This is a genomic window from Thermotoga sp. Cell2 (genome assembly GCF_000789375.1).
GTDB classification, from domain to species: Bacteria; Thermotogota; Thermotogae; order Thermotogales; family Thermotogaceae; genus Thermotoga; species Thermotoga petrophila.
Genome location: NZ_CP003409.1, coordinates 1,710,797 through 1,733,432, shown reverse-complemented (window position 1 = coordinate 1,733,432; position 22,636 = coordinate 1,710,797). Strand labels below are relative to the sequence as shown.

Sequence of the window (22,636 nt, the reverse complement as noted above, 5' to 3'; positions counted from 1 at the left end):
TCGCTATTCAACCACAATCTTGCTGCAAACTTTCATTCTCAAACCACCAATATCAAGAACAACCCTCAAAAAATAGGCTTGATAAAAACCTTCCGGTTTCTCGGGAGGTACTCCGATCAATGAATCGCCATTTTCTTCAACACTTTTCCTGAACCACACCGCCTCTCTGAAATCTCTGCTCTTCGATCTTGCAAACCACAGTTCTGCATCCACTATTTCCGGTTCTTTCTCAACGAAAATCTTTCCATTGTCGTAATGGAATTCAACTTTGGGCAAATTCGGATAGAGTTTGAAGAACGAAGAGACCGTTTCTACGATCTCTTTGATGTTTTTCAGGCTGTGTCTGTCGTTTGGGGAGTAGAAAAGGAAGGTCTCACCTGGCAAGTCGTCCACGTAGAGATTTGCCGAGTCGACTGTCCAGTACTCGTCATTTGTACCGAGCACAAGAACCTTGGGAAGATCAAGCTTCAACCTCATAGCGTACGGATCGACTATCTCGAGAAGTTCCTTCCCCTGTTCATTTTCTATCAGATCTAAGAGTCCTCTTTCCTGATAATCCTTCAGCTTTTCACTGTAAGTGCCGTAGTACTCCTTTTGATGTAAGAGCTGGGCTTCTATATTCAGATTGTCGTACACCATTGGAGCGATGGCAAAGATCCGTGGATCGAATATCGCTGTGAGATACGTGGTCCATCCCCTCTTCGAAGCGCCAGAAACCATGAAACCCTTTATTTCAAAGCCTTTCTTTTCCAGAAAGTCCTGTGCCGTGTCCATGGCCTTTATCACACCGTAGGTCATGGGAACAAGGAGCGGAAGGTATGGATCGGGTTTTTCAAGGTACATTCTGAACGTCTCTGCAATCAACGCATCTTCTCTGAGACCAAAGATCGGCTGATTGGGAACATCACCCACAACCACGAAGGGAGACTCAAACATCCTCGCCACCCACAGATACTCCAGGACGTCCTCCAGAAACGACCTGTAGTAACCTTCGTTTTCCTCTTTCCTGCTCCCACCTGTTATCAGCAGGAATGCTCGATCTTTGTATCGTAGATTGGATGGAAGAATGATACCCACCCTGTGAAACCACTGAATCTCCTGCCATTTCATTCCATAGGATTTGAGAACGTATATTTCCTCACCCTCCTGGGTAGTGGTTGAGATCTTCGTTTCGTAAAGAGAAGTTCCTCTTTCTCGAGTGAGAACGTCCAGAGGATGCACGGCGAAGATCGTGGCGGTGAGAATCAGCATTATCAAACTTGTCGCTTTTTTCATACTTTCCCTCCTCATCAGGAGAATTTCATGTGTTCAGGGTCCTTGAATTCATCAACGCTGGCTTTTTTATTTTCCAACCTCTCTAATCCGCTACTTCCACACGGGCACGCTTTTGTGGATTTTCATCACGATGAGGTTGAATAATCTTTCGCAGATACCTGGAAGTTTCTCCCTTAGCGTTTTTCCTGCTTCACCTTCTGAAACCTTGGCTCTTTTGAAGAGAGGTAAAGGCTCTGATGGTGATTTTTTCATCCTTTAATATCCTACCAGACTCTGAAGCAAAACGCTGGGAAAACGTGAGGGAGACACGGTAGACAGAAAGTTCCATCTTCCATTGATGATCTTTGGGATTTTTATGCTCATCGGAAGACCGTAGCGATCGTTCGGTGGGTTTTCGGGGATCGTCTCCAGTGAGAACTGTCCGGAGAGGGCAAGTACCAGAGCGTCGAGAAGGTCGTGAAGGGCAACTTTCAGTCTTTCTTCAGTCTTTTTCAGTTCTTTCACATCGAGTGTGAGGAATCTCCTCAGAACATCTATTCTCTGCTTAATTCCTTCTTCTGTGTGTTTTGAGGCAAGAAGTCTTCCAGAAAGCCTCAAAAAGCAAAGCTCTGGATGAGATTCTCTGATCACACTGACCAGTGAAGGATTTTCTCTCAAGAAGAGATCCACTTCCCTCACTTTTTCCACGATGTTCCAGAACTGAACAGAAAATCCCTTTCCCTGCTTTTTCCTGTTGATCATCAGAGCGTCCTCATAGGTTTTCTGATAAACCGCTTCTCTGACAGGCACGGTGAACACACATCCTGCTCGCTTTGAAAGGATCTTCCGCGCAAGTTTGTCACACACTCTTTCACCGGTCTCCGGAAGCCCGATGGGAATGTCCACAAGCACAGGAAATCCCGGGAACAAGAAACGTTCCATGAGTCCTATCTTTAAGATTTTGCGTTCTTCGACCAGTGCATACACCCATCCTCTTCGGTACCATCCACGCCGGCCGTGATCATCGTGTACATTATAAACCGGAGGGAATATCATGGGATTCGATCCGGTTGAAAGGTCAAAGAAGATAGAAAACCTTGTTATGAAAGACGGAAGGAGAAAATACTACAGGTTCAGGTACTCTCTGTACTACAGCGGGATCGTAACGGCAGACTCTGTTGGGTGTAATCTGCTCTGTGCTTACTGCTGGAACTACTTCAAGAACATGAGGTCAGAGAAGGTAGGAGACTTTTTCTCACCGGAAGAGGTGGCAGAAAAACTCGTGGAGATCTCAAGAAAAAGAAGATGCGATCTTTTCAGGATCAGCGGCGCAGAGCCGATTCTTGGAAGAAAATCGGCAGAACACACAAAAGAAGTGATGAAACTCGTGAAAGGAACGTTCATCCTGGAGACAAACGGCATTTTGTTTGGCTACGATCCATCCCTGGTGGATCTTTTCACTGACTTTGATGTTCTTGTGAGAGTGAATGTGAAGGGCTGGGACGAAGAAAACTTTGAACGAATAACCGGCGCGGATGGGCGGTATTTCCACTATCAGCTGAAAGCCCTGGAGAACCTGTATGGAAAGGTGCGTTTCTGGGTTGCCGTAATGTACGATCTATTCGGCGAAGAAGGACTGAGTGAACTCAAAAAGAAACTTCCCGTTCCTTGCAGGATAGAGAAGGAGTATCTGGAAAAATATTCATTCGTGGTGGAAAATTTGAGAAAGAGAGGTATTTTATAAAAGAGGGTGGGAAGAATTCCCACCCTCCTTAGGCTCTTCACTCGACGTTTTCAGTAGTTACAAGCTTCAATTCAACCGGGAAGAAGACTGTACCTGTTGTCAGATATTCAAACGCTTTTGTGACTGCCAGCTGACCCATCAGGTATGGTTGCTGCGCAATAGTTGCTTCCATTTCTCCCTTCTTGATAGCTTCTATTGCATCAGGAATGGCATCGAATCCTACTACGATTATGTCATCGAGTTTTCCAGCCGCTTTGATAGCTTCAATGGCTCCCAGCGCCATTTCATCATTTTGAGCAAAAACAGCATCGATGTCAGGATGTGCTTCAAGGATGTTTTCCATCACTGTGAGCCCCTCTGCTCTGTTGAAGTTAGCAGTTTGCTTCGCTACAAGCTGTAAGCCAGGATATTTCGCGAGTTCCTCTTCAAAGCCCTTCCCTCTATCTCTTGCTGCGGATGTTCCAGGAATACCTACAAGTTCCACTACCTTCCCCTTTCCGTTTAAAACTTTCGCTATGTACCTTGCTGCCATTCTTCCACCTTCAACGTTATCAGAGGCAATGTGGCACACTACTTTTCCTCCATTTGAAGCCCTATCCACTGTTATAACAGGAATCCCCGCTTCGTTTGCACTTTCCACGGCTGATACAATTGCGTCGCTGTCGGTTGGATTAACGATGATTAGATCAACTTTCTTTTGAATGAGATCCTCAATATCGTTGAGCTGTTTTGCTGGGTTGTCCTGGGCATCAAGTACAATGAGTTCAATTCCTAGCTTTTCTGCCGCTTCCACAGCGCCATCTCTCAAGGTTACAAAGAACGGATTGTTCAGCGTTGAAAGCGATAACCCTACTACGTACTTTGCACTGAACGCTACTCCAAATACCAAAACCAATGCCAACAAAGTTAATAACAACTTTCTCATAACACCACCTCCCTGAGAAATTTCTGGACGGCTATTTTTCCCTTTCCAGAAGAACAGCAGCCAGAATTATGCTCCCCTTCACAGCTTGTTGGTAAAAAGGAGAAACATTCAATAAATTAAGACCGTTGTTTATGATTCCCATGATCAAAGCTCCAAAGAGTGTTCCAAATACTGTTCCTTTTCCTCCAGAAAGGCTCGCTCCACCAAGTACCACTGCAGCAATAGCATCAAGTTCGTAGCCCTGTCCAAAAATAGGTTGTGCACTGTTTAATCTCGCAGTGAGAATCATAGCACTCACAGCAGAGTACACACCGCTTATGACGTAGAAGATGATTTTATACCTGTCGACGTTAACACCGCTCAATCTTGTTGCTTCTTCATTGCCTCCTATTGAATATGCGTACAAACCAAGTTTTGTTTGGGAAAGGAGATACCAAGTTAGAAAAACACTCCAAACATGATGAAAACAGGAACAGGGATCGAGAAAATCTCTCCACGTCCAATGAACCTGAAGGCATCGCTGAACCCCGTTATTGGCATACCGTTTGTGTACAGAAGGGTAAAGCTTCTGGCAATTGCCATCGTTGCGAGCGTTACAATGAAAGGTTGTAGTTTCGCCTTGGCTATCACAAAGCCATTGAAAAGACCAAAAAGAGCACCAACTCCCAGGCCTGCCAACATAGCTAGAAAAATGGATCCTTGCTTCAGAATTGACGCGAGTACAACAGCACTGAAAGCAAAAACAGATCCCACTGAAAGGTCTATTCCACCAGAAATGATGACAATTGTCATCCCAAAGGCTATGATTGCTTGAACAGAAACCTGTCTCAACACGTTGAGCAGATTGGAAATCGTTAGAAATCTATCGGAAAGAATCGACAGAGCGACCAACAGTGCAACGAATCCAACAACTACCGGGTATCTTCTCATAAGATTCCATATCTTTTTCATTTCACTTGCACCCCCACTGCAGCTTTCATGATGTTTTCTTGGGATATTTCATCTTTCTCCAGCAATGCTGTCATTCTGCCTCTATGCATGACCATTACCCGATCGCACAGATTAACTATCTCTGGTAACTCAGAAGAAATGAAGATAATCCCAGTCCCCTCGTTTGCCAGGTGATTCATCAACTCATAAATTTCTACCTTAGATCCCACATCGATACCGCGGGTTGGTTCCACGAACACGGCGAGTCGTGGCTTCTTCACCAAATATTTCGCTATCACTACCTTTTGTTGATTACCACCTGACAGATTTTTAACCAGCTGTTTGATGGAGGGAGTCTTAATATTCAGTTGTCTTACGAAGCGCTCAGCGATTCTAGCCGATTGTTTCCAGTCTATCTTTATGAACCGCGAAACAATATCTGTATTTGGAAGGATAATGTTTTTCATTACACTCAGTTCGAGAACGAGTCCCAGGGTTTTTCTATCTTCCGGAACCATAATGATACCATTTTCTAAAGCATCTAAAGGACTATCTAGTCTTTTTATTTCTTTTCCAAAAAGCACCATTCTTTTGAAATGTGGTTTCAGTGCCCCAAAAAGTCCCAAAGCAAGTTCGCTCTTACCGCAGCCTACTAGCCCAGCTATTCCGAAAATTTCTCCCTTTCTTAATTCGAAGGAAAGAGGTTCTACATAACCTGGCACAGAAAATTCCTCCACTTCAAAAAGCACTTCTTCTGTACACTTGTTAAATTTGGGATACATTTCCGATATTTTCCTTCCTATCATCATTTGTATGATGGTGTCGCGATCGTAGTCCCTCAAACTTCCCGTTCCTATCTTTTTTCCGTCTCTCAAAACAGTAACTCTGTCTGCTATTTCAAATATTTCGTCGAGACGATGTGAGATGAATATTATGGAGATTCCACGATTCTTCAAATCACGCATTATTTCGAAAAGTCTTTTCACCTCGTGTTCGGTAATGGTTGCGGTTGGTTCGTCCATTATCAGAATTTTTACTTTCCTAGAAAGGGCTTTGGCTATGGATACCAGCTGTTTCTCCGAAACACTCAATTCTTCTACCTTTTTATCAGGCTGAATGTCAAATTCAAGCTGCTTCAGAAGTTCACCGGCTTTTCTTACGAGATTTTTTTTCGAAACGTTCCAATTCTCTTCCAATCCCAAAAAAATGTTCTCAGCTACTGTAAGATTTTCACAAAGGTTCAACTCTTGATGAATCATTGATATCCCATGGCTTTGCGCTTCGAGAATAGAATTGAAAGTCACTTCTTTCCCATCCAGGAAGATCTTTCCCTCATCCGGTTTGAGAATTCCCGATAGTATTTTCATCAGAGTACTCTTACCGGCACCGTTTTCTCCAACAAGTGCATGAATTTCTCCCCTTTCCAGGTCAAAATCCACTTTGTCAAGAGCTACTACCCCTGGGAAGCGCTTCGTAATTTGTTTCATTTCGAGCAATTTCAAAATATCACCCCACTCACAAGAATGACGTTCGAATACGGTCTGTCAGCTCCTGTTCTTACAAATCCTTTCGAAGTTCTGGAAATTTTTTTGAACTCCTCATGAGGTACGAATTCTATTTTTACATTACTATTGTTTTTCCCTACGAGATTAATCAGTAAATCTCGAGTCTCAGGATTTTTTTCGTTCATCTCCTCAGCCAGGATGATTTTCTCAACCTCCAATTCCTTTAGAATAACTTCTACCACTTCCAGAAGGCCAGGTTTTCCTTTGTCGACTACTAAATCTACTTTCTTGGCTCCATCGGGTATGGGGAAACCCATATCAACGATTGCCAGCATGTCAGTATGTCCCATGTTTGCCACCATCTCGGATATAGTGGAGTTAAGAATTCCCACTCGTTTCATACTCTGAACCTCCTTTGGTTGATTCTCTGATGATCAACTCTGTTTCAAGCACGATCTTTTTATTCTTTTTGTTTTTTCCGCTTATCATCCAATGAAGTATCTTTGCGGACTCATAACCCATCGCATGAAAAGGTTGTCTAACTGTTGTCAGCGATGGTTTGTAATGCTTGCTGAACGGTAGATCGTCGAATCCGGTAACACTTACATTCTTGGGAACCTCGTATCCCATTTCCTCCAGGGCATCTATTGCCCCGTACGCCATAAGGTCGTTTCCACAGACGACAGCATCGGGGATCTTCCCTAGCTTCTTCACAAGTGAAAAACCACTTTCGTAGGTGAATTGTCCAAAGAACACCACATAGTCCTTTATCCCAGCTTCTTTGAGGGCATCCACGAATCCTCTTAACCTTTCCGTAGCACTGTACGTTCCTTCTTCGCCATTTAAAAAAGCAAACGATCTATGTCCTGTCTTCACCAGATACCACACAAGTTTTTTCATACCGTTGTAATTGTCGCTAACCACATACGGTGCATCGTACCCTTCGTATACCCTATCCACAAAAACCACTTTCACCTTGTTTAAGATGCTGTTCAATACTCGGTTGCTACTTCCTGCCCCAACCAGCAGCAGTCCATCCATTTTCTTTGAAACCAGCATCTCAATTAACTTTTCTTCTTCTTTAACATCATGGTTTGAACTACACACTACCAAAGAGATCTTTTTCTTTTTAAAGAAATCCTCAGCTCCTTTAATAATGAGCGAAAAAATGGGTTTGTTATGTCAGGTACAATGAATCCTACTGTATCGGTGTATCCCTTTCTCAAACTTCGTGCCACCAGATTTGGTGTGTATCCCATTTTCCTGATAACCTCAAGTACCTTTTCCTCAAGTTCTTTTCTCACCGGTGCACTTTTGTTTATCACTCTTGAAACCGTGGAAGGCGAGACACCTGCCTCACGTGCTATATCTTTTATGGTCACTTTTTTCATAATTTCACCTTCAAAAACTCTTCCACTTCCTGCCGTGAGGGTATAGAACTTTGAGCCCCGAGCCTTGTTACGGATATAGCCGCTGCCGCCATTCCGAAGATCACAGCATCTTCAAGACTTCTGCCCTCTGCCAGCCCAACAGCGAAGGCTCCGTTGAAAACATCCCCTGCTGCTGTTGTATCCACGGCTTTTACCTTGAAAGCCGGAAAATGCTTTTTCTTATGTTTGTTCACAACAAGTGCTCCTTTGCTGCCGAGTTTCACTATCACGTTCTCGACACCAAGTTCCAAAAACCTTTCAGCGGCTTTTTCGATGGACAAAAACTCACCGAAAACTTCCCTCGAAAGAGCTTCGATCTCCTCCTCGTTCGGCGTAAGATAATTCACATGCTGGAAGATTTCCTTGCTTATTCCCTGTACAGGTGCAGGATCAAAAATTACGATACCGTTGAACCTCTTTGCACACTCCAGAGTGGTTTCAAACGAGATCTCGTTCTGAAGGAGAAGAATCTCACTCTCAGAGAGTGCTTTCCAATCGATCATCTCTTTCTTCAATTCGGCATTCGCACCAGAAAAGATGATGATTCTGTTCTGACCGTTCCTGTCCACCTCTATGAAGGCTCTTCCGGTAGGGGCATTTACTTGGAGGCACCCTTTTATTCCATGCCTTTCAAAATTATCCGAGAGAATTCTTGCATAATCGTCGTTTCCCAAACATGTCAAAAAATAACAGCCTCTTTCTCCTATTTTTGCAACGGTTACAGCCTGATTTGCTCCTTTTCCGCCGGGAAAAATGTTCATCTCGAGTGCCTTTTGAGTTTCTCCCGGTTTGGTGAAGTGATCAACCTTGAGGACGATGTCTATGTTTGAACTTCCAACAACTGATATCACTAGTGGTTTCCTCCTTGTATGGAACTTTGAAAACGTTTTCGAAATCGTTTTCACAAGAATGGTAACACAAATAGAAGCAAAACGTCAACATGAGAAAAACGAAGAAAAATCACAATAAACGCTGATAATTTCCGTTAATCGTCAGAAAACAGATTTTTTCCACATTATCTACGAATGAGAAATTCCAACAACATAAAATTCCATGATAACATGTTAAAAGTGGAAGGAGGGATTTCTGTGAAAAAAGGCCTCATCGTTCTGATAATCGTTCTGATCGTAGTGGTCATCATCATCGGCACCACGATAGGATACTACAACTACCTTGTTTCGCTGGAACAGGAAGTGAAGGAAAAGTACAGCCAGATTCAGAACCAGCTTCAAAGGAGAGCAGATCTCATACCCAACCTCGTGGAAACGGTGAAGGGATATGCTGCACACGAGAAAGAGATTCTCGAAGAGATAGCGAATGCAAGAGCGAAACTGATAGGTGCAAGAACACCACAGGAGAGCGCCCAGGCTGATGCAGAGCTTTCTTCAGCCCTCTCAAGACTTCTTGCCATAGCGGAAAACTATCCCAATCTCAAGGCTGACGCGAACTTTCGCCAGCTCATGGATGAACTCGCCGGAACGGAAAACAGGATCGCAGTCGCTCGAAGAGACTACAACGAAGCAGTGAAAAGGTACAACACCGCTATAAAGAGGTTCCCCGGTGTGATCTTTGCAAGGATGTTCGGATTCGAAGAGAAACAGTACTTTGAAGCAAAAGCCGGAGCAGAGCAGGTGCCAGAGGTGAAGTTCTGATGAGAAGAATCCTTTTTTTGATCCTCACTGCTTTATTTGTTCTTTTGTTTTCCGTTGAGTTTCCAGCCCCCACTCCGTACAAGTATGTGAACGACTATGTGGGTGTGCTAGATTCAGAGACGGTGGAAAAGATCGTTGCCGTTGGAAAAGAACTGGAGAAAAAAACGACGGCTCAGGTTGTTGTGGTGGTGGTTCCTTCTCTTTCTGGTCTCACGGTGGAAGAATACGCGAACCGGCTTTTCAGGGAATGGGGAATAGGCCAGAAAGAAAAGAACAACGGAGTCCTTCTTCTTGTCGCCATGAGCGACCGAAAAGTGAGGATAGAAGTGGGTTATGGTCTGGAAGGCGCCATACCAGATGGAAAGGCAGGAAGAATTCTCGATGAATACGTGATTCCTTATTTCAAAGAGGGAGAGTACGACAAAGGCATTTACTACGGCTATCTGGCGATCGCCAAGGAGGTGGCCAGAGAGTACGGAGTGGAGATCACAGGAACCTCCGATCTTCCCGAAAGAGGAACGGACATCAGCGGCCTTTCCATCATTATCATTGTCATCGCGTTCATCATCTTCTCTTCCATCATGGGAAGAGGAGGATACTGGTACAGGGGGCCCAGGTTCCCAGGTGGGTTCGGTGGCCTCAGGGGTGGATCAGGTGGATCCGGGGGATTTGGAGGAGGATCCTCCGGAGGTGGTGGTGCATCAAGAGGATGGTGAAGTTGAAGTTGATGATCTGAACACTTTGAGGTATATATCCTTCGCATGACTTGTCTGCGAAGGCAGGCCTTCTTTGATCTTGAAGGTTCTTTCACCGGTAGGTTTCCTTTCTGCTTGTAGAAACATCACTCTTTCATCTCCTGTAAAACGGCGGGCCAGTTCGTACACGTGTGTTACGTAAAAAACTTTAACACGGCTGTCCAGTAGAGCTCGAACAATCTGGTAGGCCACTTCGGAACCCTCCATTTCATTCGTAGATGAGAAGGACTCGTTGAATAGCACCATAGACCTTCTATGCAGATGAAGGACTATCTCATTCATTCTGACAAGTTCTTCTTCAAATTTTCCTCTCTTCAAGCTTGGATCTTCCTCTCTTTTAAAGTGCGTAAAAATTCCTTTGCAAACGTTCGATTCAAAGTACGACGCCGGAACGAACATACCAGCTTGCATCATCAGCTGAGCTTGCCCTATACTTCTCAGGAAAGTGGTCTTCCCACCGCGATTCGCTCCCATGATGAAAAAAACTCTTTTACCACGCGTGTTCAGATCGTTACTTATCACTCTATTTCTCTTTATTAGAAGCAAACTAAGATCGTAAAGCCCTCTGAAGGCGGTTACATCGTCCTCATCAATTGGTTTGGGATCGGGAAAACTTATCTTCGATTTTTCTACATCTTCCAGCAAGTTGAGACAACCAATATAGAAAGCCAGTTCTTCTCGAATTTTGTTCAAAAATTTTTCTACATGCTCTGCCGCGTAGTAAACTGTGGCTGCTACCCTGCGAAGTCCCAAATTGGTCAACTTCTCCAGTGCTCGTGCTCCACTTTCATCTCTTGGATGTAATTTATAAGAATACATTCGTCTCACACTGAGTAGTCTTTTCAGGATGCTTCTTGAAGAGTCAGGCTGGCAGAGGGTGTAATCTTTTCCTTCGTTACCTTTTCCGAGTTTTACTTTGAACAACATACCGTTTGAAAATCTCAAATTAATGAGATGCTTCTCCACAGTTTGTAAGTAGGCTTCATCCAGTTCCGTCCTTATCATCTCGAAAAACCTTGTGAAGCCTCGAGAATGAAAATTGTGACGATGTTCATCTGCCAACTTTTTAAGCTCTCTGAGCGCTACCAGCATGGCTTCTAAAGCTTTTCTGGAGCCGTTCAGGACATTGATAGGAGTTTTCCATCCAAAAACCCCCCACCAATTTTTCTTCTTGTTTTCTTGAACCTCCAGCGGTATCTGAAACAACCGCCTTACGACGTTCTGGTTTTTCATACAATCTTTGAGAATTTCCTGGCGGTACTTTATCGTCTCCAGATCGGTTTCTGGATTCAGAATGACATTTCTCACAACACTATACAGGTAACCATCTCCCTTTGCCATGTGATCGAATATCACATCTAAACCGAGATCTCTTGTCAAATCATCTGCATTGAAAGGCAACTCTCTTTTCAAATTGAAATCCTTGTCTGGGTACATCAAAAGTACTCTCATGGTTCAACACGCTCCCTTATTTTCCAATATGTGAGACCATACTTTTCCGCCAGCGGAACAGCGTACGATCGTCCATCAGCCGGTTTTCTGATGATTTTGAAAGTTCTCACAGCTGGATCCTGAGGGGAGACAGTTGCGACCATGCTCACAATTTTCTCATTCATTCTGGATAGTTCATCAAGGAAGGTAACCCATACACACAAGCAATCACGTTCCAAAATAGTTTTCATAATTTCTTTGCTCAAAAACAGAGCATCATTCAGTGCAGCCGAAGAAAAAATCTCATTCAATATGATCAAACTTTCGGAGGAAGTGCTTTCGAGGATGTCTTTTACACGGAGGATGTCGTTTTCTAGTTTGCTCATTTGATCCTGCACCCTTTCCTCTCTTTCGAAATGAGTGAAGATAGCGTCGGGTAAAAACAAACGCGCTCGTCTCGCGGGAATGGGAAGTCCCAGGGCGGCAAGATAATGAAGTTGACCAATCATCCTTGCGAAGGTTGTTTTACCACCCTGGTTCGGTCCTGTCACGACGATCACCCTCTCTGGGTTTTCAAGATAAAAATCATTGAAAACAAGCTGCCTGGTATCCAGCAAACCACTGGCTAGTGCTATGTCGAAAGCGTCTTCCACGTATTCGCTTTTATCAGAAGACACCTCAGGATAGCAGAAAGGTAATCCCTTTTTTCTCAGAGGTTCCATGAAATCCAAGTACGAGAGATAAAACTGTATTTCCCTCTCAAAGTTCAGAATAACTTTATCAGTAAAACGCCCGTTTCTTTCGCAAAAAAGGTCAAGTGTTGTAAAGGGCTCTGGATACAATCTCGATACGAACTCCAGAATCCTTGCTTCAATATGGCTCATCCCCAGTCCCTCTTCAATATCGAATTGAAACTCGTCCGCGCATTTCTCGCGGTTGAATCTTGAGAACACCTTCTCTATCTCCGGGGAGTATTCTTTTTCTCCTTCGTAGGGTTTCACCGTGAACATGCCGGGTTTTATAATGATACAGTAGTTTACATTTGAGAGCTTCAGTTTCACATTTTGAGCCTCTTCTTTAAGAGAAACGAAGGAAGAAGAACGAACGTAGCTTTTCAGGTACTCTCGAAATTTTCTCAGTCCAGAGGATTGGAGTTTAGCAGTGTTCATAGCGCGTGACAGTTCGGATACCGCATCGCAATATATCAGGACTGTCTCCAGGAACCATCCTTTTCTGTTGTACTCGTACTCCAGTTGCTCTACCATTTTCATATGTCGATGAAACGATGCCATATCTTTTGCGAACTTCCTGATGGCTTCCAGCAATTTTTCGTTGTTTTCCAAATCTTTCATCACTTCCTGGTGGTACCTTACGGTTTTCTCATCCTGAACAGGTGAGAGGTAATACTCTAAAATATCATTCCGTTCCTGAACGATCTCTCGAACCACACGATCAAGTCTCAAGTCTCTTAGGGTTTCTTGGGAAACTTGAATGGTTCTCACGGAGTCCACAAAAAGAACGCTGGGAAGAATCACTTTCAATCCCTCCCACAAAAGAAAATGGCCTCTACTGATCAAGCCAGTAGAGGCCATCAGCCCTCTTCAGGGCAGTTTGGGCGGGCCTCATCGCCCGTTGGGTTATTGTTTTTTTCCAAACGTTATTATACCATCTCCAGCTTTTCAATTTCTTCTGCAACAAAATTCACTATTTCCCTCAAGTAGTCTCTGGAAAAGTCCAGCTTTATTCCTGCTGTTTCATAGGCCTTATCGATTGGAAGAGAGCATCCGACCCTCAGAAATTCGGTGTAATTTTTAAGAACCCTTTCTGAGTCTTCCAGATAGTTCCTGTAAATTGCAAGAGCACCGATCTGGGCTATTCCATACTCTATGTAATAGAACGGAACCTCGAAGATGTGAAGCTGAAAGAACCACCTCGTTTTCTTTTCTTCGTCCAGATCGTTCCAGTCTACTCCCGGGTTGAACCTGTCCATCAGGTAAGCAAAGTATTCGTCCCTTTCTTTTGGTGTGTGATCTGGGTTGGTGTAGATCCAGTGCTGGAAGGCGTCCACGGTCATGCACCACGGCAAAAAGTAAAGCGCTCCTTCGAGTTCTTCGATCTTTGCCTTCCTGAGATCTTCCTGGTCTTCGTAGAACTCATTCCAGTACTCCATGGAGATGAGTTCCATTGACATCGAAGCAAGTTCAGCGACTTCCATTCTGTGGGGTCTGTAAAACACAGGGAGGCTCAGTGTTTCAAACGAATGCATCGAGTGCCCCAGCTCATGAAAGATCGTTCTCACATCCCCTGGCTGTCCAACCGCGTTCATGAAGATGAAAGGAGCGCCCGTCTTTGGAAGTGTGTGGTTGTAGCCACCTGGAGCCTTTCCTTTTCTGTTTTCAAGGTCAAGGAGTCTTTTCTCTTTCATGAGGCGAAACCTTTCTGCAAAGAGAGGGTTCACTCTTTCCAGGGCCCGCTGTGTTTTTTCTACGAACTCGTCTATCGAAGAAAATGGCTTCAACACTTTACCATCCACATCCACCGCTGTGTCCCACGGCCTTACACTCTCAACACCGAGTTTTTTCTGTCTGAGTTTTGTTCTTTCCATCAGGTACGGAACCACTTCTTTCTCCACAGCAGAGTGAAACTCAAACAGATCCTCCGGTGCGTATTCGAATCTTCCCTTCAACCTGTGCATGTAGTCTCTGTAGTTGGAGAAGCCGGCGTTCAGAGCCTGCTGATGTCTTATGTTTTTGAGCTCGTCGAAGAGTTCGTTGAGTTTTTCTCTCACTCTCCATATTCCTTCGTATCTTTTCCTCCAGGCAAGTTCTCTTGTGGACCTGTCGGGATCTTTCAGATAGGCAGAGAGCTGCTGTAAGGTTTTCTTTTCTCCCCTGAACTCCACCTCGATGCTTCCAACGAGTGTTCCGTAATTTTTGGCCAGTATACTCTCCTTCACCTGAAGAGGGATGTTCTCTTCCCTGAACAGTTCCACATCGTTCTTGAGGATCTTTATCATGTGCTCGTATCCAAGTGGTGCAAAACGTTCGTTTTCGACGATCTTTTCTTTGATCTTCTGTTCATAGGGTCTGAGTTTTGCAACGACCTCTTTCATAAACTCCTCGTAGGCTTTTGCATACTCCTCGTTGTCCGCGTTCACAGTCATTCTGATGTAGAGCCAGGCGTGTTCCTCCTCCACCTGGTCGAAGAAATCCGTTACCCTGTTGACAAAATTTCTGAAGTCTTCAGAAGAAGAGATAGGAAACTTCAGAAGTTCGTTCACCAGAGGCTCAACGTCTTTCCACTGCATCCTCTGTATCCCTCCCTCGCAGGCGTTCTATTAGTATTCTCACTCGAATTTCTTCGATGTGCTTCGTTTTAATTCAGATGTTACTTGGTTCGGAAAGGCAATTAGTATATACTCATTTCTAAAGGAGGGAGCAGAGAAATGGAGAAGATTCTCTACCTCGATCCGTTTTCCGGAATTGCCGGTGATATGTTCCTTGGGCTTCTTGTCGATCTGGGTGTTGATCCTGAGGAGCTCAAAAAACGCCTTTCAAAATTGGGCGTCGAGTTTGAATTGAGAATAAGGAAGGTCAACAAAAAGGGAATAACCGCAACGAAAGTGGACGTTGTCTTTCCAGGAAAAGAACACCACGAAGACCACATAGATCATGAACACCACGGAAGGCATCTTTCGGAGATAATGAAAATACTCGAAAGGCTCGAGGATCCTGCGAGGGAAAAAGCAACAGAGATGTTCGAAACCCTCGCCGAAGCAGAAAGCAAGGTCCATGGTCTTCCAAAAGAGAAGGTTCATTTCCACGAAGTTGGGGCCATGGACGCTGTGATAGAGATAGCGGGCGCTGTAGCTGGATTGGAGCTTCTCGGAGTGGAGAAGGTTTTCTGTGGCACCGTCAACACGGGAAGCGGTTTTGTGATGACAGAACACGGCAGATACCCGGTTCCCGCTCCAGCCACCGCTGAGCTGCTGAAAGGCATTCCGATCTATGTGGATCAGAAAGTGCGTGCGGAACTGGTCACACCGACGGGAGCTGTGATCTTGAAGAGCCTGGTTGACGAGTTCAGGACACCGATCTTGAGAGCAGAAAAAGTGGGATACGGAGCAGGGACGATGGATCTTGAAATACCGAACGTTCTGAGGGGGTATCTCGGTTACATCGAACCCTCCGAAAGGATCGGAGATGTTCTCATAGAAACGAACGTGGACGATATGAGTCCACAGCTGTTCGGTCATCTCATGGAGAGACTGTTTGAAGCGGGGGCAAAGGATGTCTTCTTCACACCCATATACATGAAGAAGAACCGTCCGGCTGTCAAGGTTTCTGTTCTCTGTCACGAGTCGAAAAAAGATGAGATCCTGAAACTCCTCTTCAAAGAAAGCACCAGCATAGGTGCGAGGGTTTTCTATCCCGAAAAGGTAGAAGCGACCCGCACAGTGAAAACGGTGAAGACCGAATACGGGGAGATTCCAGTCAAGATAGCGAGTTTCGATTCGGAGATCGTGAACATCTCACCAGAGTACGAGGCTTGTAAGAAGATTGCGCAGGAAAAAGGAATTCCTCTCAAAGAAGTATACAGAGCGGTCTGCAAGAGTGTTTCGGAGGTTCGGGACGATGTTTGAGGATGTATTGAGATCTCTCGCAAGTGGTGAGATAACCATTCAAGAAGCGGAAGAGAAGATTTTGAGCAAATTTTTTGAGAAGACGGACGAGTTGATGCTCGACATGGAAAGAGACAAAAGGCAGGGATTTCCCGAAATCGTCTTTGCACTGGGGAAAACTAAGGAACAGACGATAGCCGCTGTGGAGAAGTTTTTAGAGAGAAAGGGAATCGCCTTTGTCTCCGGTCTGGACGAGGAGAAGAAGCGGGAGTTGAAAGATAGATTTTCCGATTACGTGATAAAAGAAGCTGGAAGACTCGTGGTTTTAAAGAGAGAAAATACAACTCTGGAAAAGTTGAGATGAAGGTCGCCAAGTTTCTCACTCCTTATTTGATAGATTTGGTAAAGAGCAGGAGTTAACTGCCTTAACACCATATTCTTTTCCCGCACGTTCGAGAATAGTGATCAGAAAGGGATATTTTTCGAGGAATCTTTCATCGATCGAATAGTAAACGAAGGAATCTTCTCTGCGAGATTTGACAATACCGTGGTTTTTGAGAATATTGAGATGCTGTGAGATGTTCGGCTGTGTCGTTCCTGTACTTGCCAGTATCTGACAGACGCACATCTCTTTTTCAAGAAGAAGAGTTAAAATCTTCAGTCTAGTTTCGTTTGAAAGGATATGAAACAACTCGTGAAGCTTCATATAATCACCTTCTTATATAATTGATCACTTATATACTATCAGAAAACATAAACTTCGTCGTTTAGATCGAGCAACGAAAAGAAGACCTGTGAGTTACAAAACGAATAATTGAAAAAAGCGCAGGAGAACCTGCGCTTTTTCAGTCTTTCCAGTCGAGGAGCCTTTTTTCTCCTTCGAGTTCTTTTATCCTCGTGATGTCCTGTACCACTTCCAATGTTCCTAAATAGTTTCCTTCTTTGTCCAGGACCGGGAAATAGCGTATGTGGATCTTTCTGTCACCCATGTTGATCCAGAATTCCGCAGGTTCTTTCCTTCCCTCTTTGAAAGCTTTGAGGATTTTGTTCACGATATGAACGCTCCTTGGGGGATGACAGAACTGGACCGGTCTTCCAAGAACGGTGGGAGCTCTGTGGAAGATCCTGTGACCTCCAGAGAAGAAACGAACTCTGCCGTGTTTATCCACAAAGGTAATATCGAACGGCAGCGTTTTGAAAATAGCGTTCAGTTCTTCTAAAGATAGATAACCACTTTCTATTTTTATGTCGTTGTCTCGAACCAGCGAATATTCTGTATCTGGTGTGAGCATTCCGGCAACCCTTTTGATCTCATCGGGAAGCTTCTCATAAGTTTCAGGTGAAACGACGGGATCTATCTCGTGAGGAAGGAGAGGTTTCTCAGAAGTTTCCCACTCTTCTGTCACTTCAATCTTGTAGTACCCTATGTCTTTTTCCAGCATCTTTATCGCTTTCCATTCTCCATCGGTGAGTAGCACCTTCAGCGTCGGATAGAGTATGTTGTTTTCTCTGAAGACCATATCTGAGAGCATTCTTGAAAGTTCCAGTGCTTCTTCTTTCAGTCGTTCATCGGATTCTTCTTTCTTCAAAAGATTGAGAAGGAGCCTTATCTTCAATCTGATCTCATCGTGTTTGGACCAGAGGACTGTTGGAACGGCTGTGATGCCTCTTCTCTCAATGTATGGAAATATCAGCATCTCTTCCCTCGTGTAATGGGTGAGACCTATCCTGTGAAGCTCCGAGACGTGCTGAACGAGTTTTTCATAAAACTGTTTCCTGCGGGGATCGTCTTTTGGAAGAGAGAACGTGCTGGAGGCGAGTAAACTCAAAGCTTCCGCATTTTTGAGTATCTGTTTGTTCTCTTCGTAGAGAGTTCTCAACGGGTGCCCATTCGGGAGCTTCTCTATTTCTCTTCCGGCTTCTGATACGGCTCCTCTGAAGAACTCAACATGAAGATCGCACATCTTGATGATGTCTCTTACGTCTATCTCTCCGCTTTTCAGCAGTTCCTGCTCGATGACGGGTATCTCGAACGGAGGAATCTGTGAGAGTAACTCTCCGAATTGTTTTTTCAAAGATTCCACGTCTTCACCTTCGTGGAGTTTTTTCAACACTTCTTTAAAAAGCTCCACTTTTTCTCTTTCCATAGGGATCTCCCTCCTTTAATTATTCCTACCTAATTATCGATTCCAAGCATATTGTAGCACAGAAGCACCATCATCTGCAATCAATAAAGGATCCTCGTGTAAGGTTCTTCCTTCAGCTTCTTTGCATCCTGTGAAGGAGAGACACCGAAGAATCTTTTGTACTCTCTGCTGAACTGAGAGAGGCTCTCGTATCCCACCTGGTAGGCTGCGGTTGTGACGTCGCTTCCTGCCATGAGAAGTTTCCTTGCCTCGCACAGCCGAAGTTTCTTCTGATACTGAAGAGGAGTCATGCCAGTGAGAATCTTGAAGTTCTGATAAAAAGTCGATACGCTCATTCCCACCATCTCGGCAAGCCTTTTCATATTCACAGATTCGCTGAAGTGTTCTTTCAGATAATTCAGTGCTGTTATCACATCGTTCTTTCCAGACAACGCGATCTGAATGAGTCTCGGGCCCTGTTCGCTCACAAGGAGCCTATAGATGATCTCTTTTTTTATCACGGGAAGGAGTGCGGAAATGTGTTCCGGTTCATCGAGGAGCTCCAGCATCCTTCTGAATGCGTCCAGGAGCTGATGAGTGACTTTTCCCAGTGATGTACCGCGGGATGACGTGATTGGTCTTGTATTGAGCTTTTGTTCAACAACGATTTCCATAAGGATCTCCATGTCTATCTCCCAAGTCATTCCGATATAAGGTTTTTCCTTAGAAGCTTCTATCACCTGAGCAACGACGGGAACATCGAAGGAGTTGAGAAGAAAATTCTCCACGTCGTAAACGTAGTACTCTTCTCCAATGAGAACGCGCTTTGCACCCTGAACAGCGATGCATATCGATGGCGGAAGGATGTAAGTGGAAGGTTCTGTAGGAGACTCCCTCCTGCCCACAGTCAGACCCGGAAGTGGCCTCACCACGGGTTGCTTTTCTGTGAGATGTAAAATCCTTTCAATCAGCTTTCTCCGAACGTAATCGAATTCATCCATGATTTCTTTCATCTCCTTTCTGCTAAAATTTTACCCTTTGATGGAAAATCAGGCAAATATTCGAGAATATCTTTCTAACGTTTGCGGAGTAGATAGCGGTATATTTTAGAGCGAAAGGAGGGGGAAGTATGGGTATTCCGAAGAGAAAACTCGGAGAGAGAGGACCAGAGGTTTCTGCCATAGGGCTCGGCTGTATGAGAATGAGCTTCGGCCAGAAAAAACTTCCAGACAGAAAAGAGATGATCAAACTCATCAGAACGGCCGTGGAGCTCGGCATCAACTTCTTCGATACCGCAGAAGTTTACGGCCCTTACACAAACGAGGAACTCGTAGGCGAAGCACTCGAGCCGTTCAAAGGTGAAGTCGTGATAGCAACGAAGTTTGGTTTTGAGCTGTACGAAGATGGAAGGTCAGGCTGGAAAGGACTGAACAGCAAGCCGGAACACATCAAAAAAGCAGTGGAAGGTTCTCTGAGAAGGCTCAGAGTGGAAGCCATAGATATTCTTTACCAGCACAGGGTGGATCCAAACGTTCCAATAGAAGAAGTAGCTGGGGCTGTAAAGGAACTCATAGAAGAGGGTAAGGTGAAACACTTTGGACTTTGCGAAGCTTCTGCCGAAACGATAAGAAGAGCTCATAAAGTCTGTCCTGTTGATGTGGTGCAGTGCGAGTACTCCATGTGGTGGAGAAAACCTGAAGAGGAAATACTTCCCACCTGTGAAGAACTGGGAATAGGCTTTGTGGCGTACAGTCCCCTGGGAAAAGGTTTTCTTACAGGAGCGATAGGTGGAAACTCCAAGTTCGATGAGGAAGATATTCGAAGCAGAATTCCTCGCTTCCAGAAAGAGAATTTGAAGGAAAATCTTGCACTCGTAGAACTCCTCAAAAAGATCGCTGAGCGAAAGGGTGCGACACCATCACAGATAGCTCTCGCATGGCTTCTTGTACAGAAACCCTGGATAGTTCCCATACCAGGTACAACGAAACTGAGTCATCTTCTGGAAAACATCGGAGGGGCTTTTGTTGAACTCACACCGGAAGAGCTCCAGGAAATAAACGATGCTCTCTCAAGAATAGAAATAAAAGGTGGCAGGTATCCTGAGGATATGGAAAAGATGACGTATCTGTGAGGTGGAGTTTGATGGAAAGAACGGGAATTCTTCTTGGAATATGTCTTGGCCTCACCAGTTTTTCAATACTTCAGGGATCGGTGTTCGGAGCGGTTCTTCCCTCCATTGTGGAAGAATTCGGCGTGGATTGGAGTATCATAGGAGTTGCTATGAGTATCTGGACGGTCATTTCTGCTCTCTCACCCATGTTCTTTGGAAGATTTGTTCATAGATTATATCCAATGAACTCCATGGCTCTGGTCATGATGATGCTCTCTATTCCAACAATTCTTGTTGCTTTCGTGAAAGACTTTTTCTCTTTAAACGTTGTGAAGATAGTGGGGAGCCTGGCTGCTCCCTTCTCTTATCCTCTTGCTGCAAAAGTGGTGGAGATGTATGTGGACTCCAGAAAAAGGGGAATCGCAACTGCCATATACAACACAGGTTCTATGATCGGACTTGCACTCGGATACGCTGTTGTTGCGTTAGCAGGTGGTTATTGGAAAAGATCCATGACCACTGGAGGATTTCTCGGTGTTATTTACGTTCCTGTTGCATACATTCTGTGGAAAAGCTTGCTGGAGTCAAAGGTACAGAGAAAGCTGGAGTGGAACGATTCTCAAAAGAGATCACATGTTTCTTTCAAACGAGTGTTCTCCATCGTACTGTGGCTTTCCTTCGGCCATTTTTCTGCTGTTTACACCTGGAATCTCATGTTCAATTGGCTCTCTACTTTCCTTGTTCGTGAGATCCAGCTGGGTTATAGTTTCATAGCCCTTGTGCTTGGAATCATGGCTGTTGTATCGAGCGTAATGGAGGTTTTCGTTGGATTGTGGTCTGACCGGGTGAGAGGAATGCGTGGAAGGTTAATTCCCCTGTATACCGGTTTATTTCCGTCGGCTTTTCTTTTGATACTTTCCACTCTTTCAACCAATTCTCTTCTGACATCCATTCTGATGGGGTTCTCCATCCTCTTCTGGAGACTTTCAACCCCTTCTTTCTGGGCAATATTTGGAGATCTCATTCCGCAGGAACACTTCGAAAAAGCGAGTAGTATCTACGTGGGAGCTGTCCTTCTTTCTGGTATTGCTTCTTCTATTATGAACGGTTACATAGTCTCGTTGACAGGTTCGATGAAGTACGCCATACTCCTTTCGGCTTTCATACTGATTCTTTCTCCGATTTTCTTCACGGTAGCGGGAAAAGTTGGTACGAGAATTTAAGGAGCATGAATCCATCTATAGGAGGTGTTAACATGCAGGTTCCAAAAGTTACTTTGAACAACGGTGTAGAAATGCCTATTCTGGGATACGGAGTTTTCCAGATACCACCAGAAAAGACGGAAGAATGTGTCTATGAGGCTATAAAGGTGGGATACAGACTCATCGACACAGCAGCATCGTACATGAACGAAGAGGGAGTGGGAAGAGCGATAAAACGCGCGGTTGACGAAGGAATTGTCAGAAGAGAGGAGCTCTTCGTCACGACCAAACTGTGGGTGTCGGATGTCGGTTACGAATCCACAAAGAAGGCTTTTGAAAAGTCTTTGAAGAAACTGCAACTCGAATACATAGATCTCTATCTAATTCATCAACCTTTTGGAGATGTACACTGTGCCTGGAAAGCTATGGAAGAAATGTACAAAGATGGATTGGTAAGAGCCATAGGTGTGAGCAACTTCTACCCTGATCGGTTGATGGATCTAATGGTTCATCACGAAGTTGTTCCCGCGGTGAACCAGATCGAGATACATCCGTTTTATCAGAGACAAGAAGAGATCGAATTCATGAGAAATTACAACATCCAGCCTGAAGCCTGGGGTCCTTTTGCTGAGGGAAGAAAAAACATCTTCCAGAACGAAGTGCTCAGATCGATCGCGGAAAAGTACGGCAAAACGGTTGCACAGGTCATTCTGAGATGGCTCACTCAGAAAGGAATCGTTGCCATTCCCAAAACTGTGAGAAGAGAGAGGATGATAGAAAACATCAGCATCTTCGATTTTGAACTCACACAGGAAGACATGGAAAAGATTGCAACGCTCGATGAAGGGCAGAGCGCGTTCTTCTCCCACAGGGATCCCGAGGTTGTCAAGTGGATTTGTTCACTGAAAAGATGAAAAATCATCGCGTGGACTATTATTGAAAGGAGGTACA

24 protein-coding genes and 1 riboswitch are annotated in these 22,636 nt (G+C 44.6%); of the genes, 8 read left to right on the top strand and 16 right to left on the bottom strand.

Going from position 1 to position 22,636, the window contains the following annotated elements:
• Positions 1–3: 3 nt before the first annotated feature.
• Positions 4–1,275 carry a PhoPQ-activated pathogenicity-related family protein gene (locus tag CELL2_RS08950; protein WP_038034109.1) on the bottom strand — a complete coding sequence of 424 codons (1,272 nt, stop codon included), beginning with the start codon at positions 1,273–1,275 and terminating at the stop codon, positions 4–6.
• A 255-nt stretch (positions 1,276–1,530) separates the two neighbouring features.
• A complete protein-coding gene (locus tag CELL2_RS08945) occupies positions 1,531–2,310 on the bottom strand; it encodes a DUF429 domain-containing protein (RefSeq protein WP_235280405.1) in 780 nt (259 codons plus the stop codon).
• On the opposite strand from CELL2_RS08945, the gene CELL2_RS08940 reads away from it, so the two are divergent.
• Positions 2,309–2,998: a radical SAM protein gene (locus CELL2_RS08940; protein ID WP_038034112.1), complete on the top strand. Its 690-nt coding sequence runs from the start codon at positions 2,309–2,311 to the stop codon at positions 2,996–2,998. The genes CELL2_RS08945 and CELL2_RS08940 overlap by 2 nt on opposite strands.
• A gap of 37 nt (positions 2,999–3,035) precedes the next feature.
• Here the strand turns inward: CELL2_RS08940 and rbsB are convergent, their stop codons facing one another.
• Genes rbsB through rbsK form a run of 8 tightly spaced genes read right to left on the bottom strand, consistent with a single transcriptional unit; the run spans position 3,036 to position 8,639 of the window.
• A complete protein-coding gene (gene rbsB, locus CELL2_RS08935) occupies positions 3,036–3,923 on the bottom strand; it encodes a ribose ABC transporter substrate-binding protein RbsB (protein WP_012896681.1) in 888 nt (295 codons plus the stop codon).
• A 31-nt stretch (positions 3,924–3,954) separates the two neighbouring features.
• On the bottom strand, positions 3,955–4,329 hold the full coding sequence (locus tag CELL2_RS09845; RefSeq protein WP_256380507.1) for an ABC transporter permease: 375 nt from the start codon (positions 4,327–4,329) through the stop codon (positions 3,955–3,957).
• A gap of 32 nt (positions 4,330–4,361) precedes the next feature.
• A complete protein-coding gene (locus tag CELL2_RS09840; protein ID WP_256380506.1) occupies positions 4,362–4,874 on the bottom strand; it encodes an ABC transporter permease in 513 nt (170 codons plus the stop codon).
• Positions 4,871–6,355: a sugar ABC transporter ATP-binding protein gene (locus CELL2_RS08925; protein WP_011944196.1), complete on the bottom strand. Its 1,485-nt coding sequence runs from the start codon at positions 6,353–6,355 to the stop codon at positions 4,871–4,873. Before CELL2_RS08925 ends, CELL2_RS09840 begins: the two co-directional genes overlap by 4 nt.
• Positions 6,352–6,759 carry a D-ribose pyranase gene (rbsD, locus tag CELL2_RS08920; RefSeq protein ID WP_011944195.1) on the bottom strand — a complete coding sequence of 136 codons (408 nt, stop codon included), beginning with the start codon at positions 6,757–6,759 and terminating at the stop codon, positions 6,352–6,354. Before rbsD ends, CELL2_RS08925 begins: the two co-directional genes overlap by 4 nt.
• Positions 6,737–7,477, bottom strand: coding sequence for a substrate-binding domain-containing protein (locus CELL2_RS08915; protein ID WP_241208703.1), 741 nt, complete (start codon positions 7,475–7,477; stop codon positions 6,737–6,739). Before CELL2_RS08915 ends, rbsD begins: the two co-directional genes overlap by 23 nt.
• Positions 7,465–7,749 carry a LacI family DNA-binding transcriptional regulator gene (locus tag CELL2_RS09740; RefSeq protein WP_241208661.1) on the bottom strand — a complete coding sequence of 95 codons (285 nt, stop codon included), beginning with the start codon at positions 7,747–7,749 and terminating at the stop codon, positions 7,465–7,467. The genes CELL2_RS08915 and CELL2_RS09740 overlap by 13 nt, the downstream gene beginning before the upstream one ends.
• Entirely contained in the window at positions 7,746–8,639 is an 894-nt protein-coding gene (gene rbsK, locus CELL2_RS08910) for a ribokinase (RefSeq protein WP_011944193.1), read from the bottom strand. Before rbsK ends, CELL2_RS09740 begins: the two co-directional genes overlap by 4 nt.
• Positions 8,640–8,876: 237 nt before the next feature.
• Here rbsK and CELL2_RS08905 point away from each other — a divergent pair, with 237 nt between their 5' ends.
• A complete protein-coding gene (locus CELL2_RS08905) occupies positions 8,877–9,440 on the top strand; it encodes a LemA family protein (RefSeq protein ID WP_012896679.1) in 564 nt (187 codons plus the stop codon).
• Complete coding sequence (locus CELL2_RS08900; RefSeq protein WP_012896678.1) at positions 9,440–10,156, top strand: YgcG family protein; 717 nt, start codon at positions 9,440–9,442, stop codon at positions 10,154–10,156. Before CELL2_RS08905 ends, CELL2_RS08900 begins: the two co-directional genes overlap by 1 nt.
• Here CELL2_RS08900 and CELL2_RS08895 read toward each other — a convergent pair.
• The 3 genes from CELL2_RS08895 to CELL2_RS08885 form a co-directional block, all read right to left on the bottom strand.
• Positions 10,142–11,647: a DNA mismatch repair protein MutS gene (locus CELL2_RS08895; protein WP_011944190.1), complete on the bottom strand. Its 1,506-nt coding sequence runs from the start codon at positions 11,645–11,647 to the stop codon at positions 10,142–10,144. The two genes, CELL2_RS08900 and CELL2_RS08895, sit on opposite strands and share 15 nt — an antisense overlap.
• Complete coding sequence (locus tag CELL2_RS08890; protein ID WP_038034115.1) at positions 11,644–13,161, bottom strand: DNA mismatch repair protein MutS; 1,518 nt, start codon at positions 13,159–13,161, stop codon at positions 11,644–11,646. The genes CELL2_RS08895 and CELL2_RS08890 overlap by 4 nt, the downstream gene beginning before the upstream one ends.
• Before the next feature lie 40 nt (positions 13,162–13,201).
• A riboswitch (Fluoride riboswitch) is annotated at positions 13,202–13,265 on the bottom strand.
• 21 nt (positions 13,266–13,286) lie between these two features.
• Positions 13,287–14,933, bottom strand: coding sequence for a M3 family oligoendopeptidase (locus tag CELL2_RS08885; protein WP_012896676.1), 1,647 nt, complete (start codon positions 14,931–14,933; stop codon positions 13,287–13,289).
• Positions 14,934–15,071: 138 nt separating this feature from the next.
• Here CELL2_RS08885 and larC point away from each other — a divergent pair, with 138 nt between their 5' ends.
• Complete coding sequence (gene larC / locus CELL2_RS08880) at positions 15,072–16,268, top strand: nickel pincer cofactor biosynthesis protein LarC (protein ID WP_012896675.1); 1,197 nt, start codon at positions 15,072–15,074, stop codon at positions 16,266–16,268.
• Positions 16,261–16,611, top strand: a complete 351-nt coding sequence (locus CELL2_RS08875) for a hypothetical protein (RefSeq protein ID WP_235231230.1) — start codon at positions 16,261–16,263, stop codon at positions 16,609–16,611. The genes larC and CELL2_RS08875 overlap by 8 nt, the downstream gene beginning before the upstream one ends.
• Positions 16,612–16,626: 15 nt before the next feature.
• Here CELL2_RS08875 and CELL2_RS08870 read toward each other — a convergent pair whose 3' ends face one another.
• The 3 genes from CELL2_RS08870 to CELL2_RS08860 form a co-directional block, all read right to left on the bottom strand.
• Positions 16,627–16,953: a metalloregulator ArsR/SmtB family transcription factor gene (locus CELL2_RS08870; RefSeq protein WP_038034116.1), complete on the bottom strand. Its 327-nt coding sequence runs from the start codon at positions 16,951–16,953 to the stop codon at positions 16,627–16,629.
• A 139-nt stretch (positions 16,954–17,092) separates the two neighbouring features.
• Positions 17,093–18,394 (bottom strand): DUF438 domain-containing protein, encoded by a 1,302-nt coding sequence (locus tag CELL2_RS08865; RefSeq protein ID WP_012896657.1) that lies wholly within the window; start codon positions 18,392–18,394, stop codon positions 17,093–17,095.
• 80 nt (positions 18,395–18,474) lie between these two features.
• A complete protein-coding gene (locus tag CELL2_RS08860; RefSeq protein WP_128081027.1) occupies positions 18,475–19,374 on the bottom strand; it encodes an AraC family transcriptional regulator in 900 nt (299 codons plus the stop codon).
• A 128-nt stretch (positions 19,375–19,502) separates the two neighbouring features.
• On the opposite strand from CELL2_RS08860, the gene CELL2_RS08855 reads away from it, so the two are divergent.
• From CELL2_RS08855 to CELL2_RS08845, 3 genes are read left to right on the top strand one after another with little or no spacing between them, the layout of a single operon-like run.
• A complete protein-coding gene (locus tag CELL2_RS08855) occupies positions 19,503–20,504 on the top strand; it encodes an aldo/keto reductase (protein ID WP_038034119.1) in 1,002 nt (333 codons plus the stop codon).
• A gap of 11 nt (positions 20,505–20,515) precedes the next feature.
• The gene (locus CELL2_RS08850) at positions 20,516–21,706 is read left to right on the top strand and encodes an MFS transporter (protein WP_038034122.1); all 1,191 of its coding nucleotides are present in this window, start codon (positions 20,516–20,518) and stop codon (positions 21,704–21,706) included.
• 32 nt (positions 21,707–21,738) lie between these two features.
• Positions 21,739–22,599, top strand: a complete 861-nt coding sequence (locus tag CELL2_RS08845; protein ID WP_038034124.1) for an aldo/keto reductase — start codon at positions 21,739–21,741, stop codon at positions 22,597–22,599.
• Positions 22,600–22,636 lie beyond the last annotated feature (37 nt).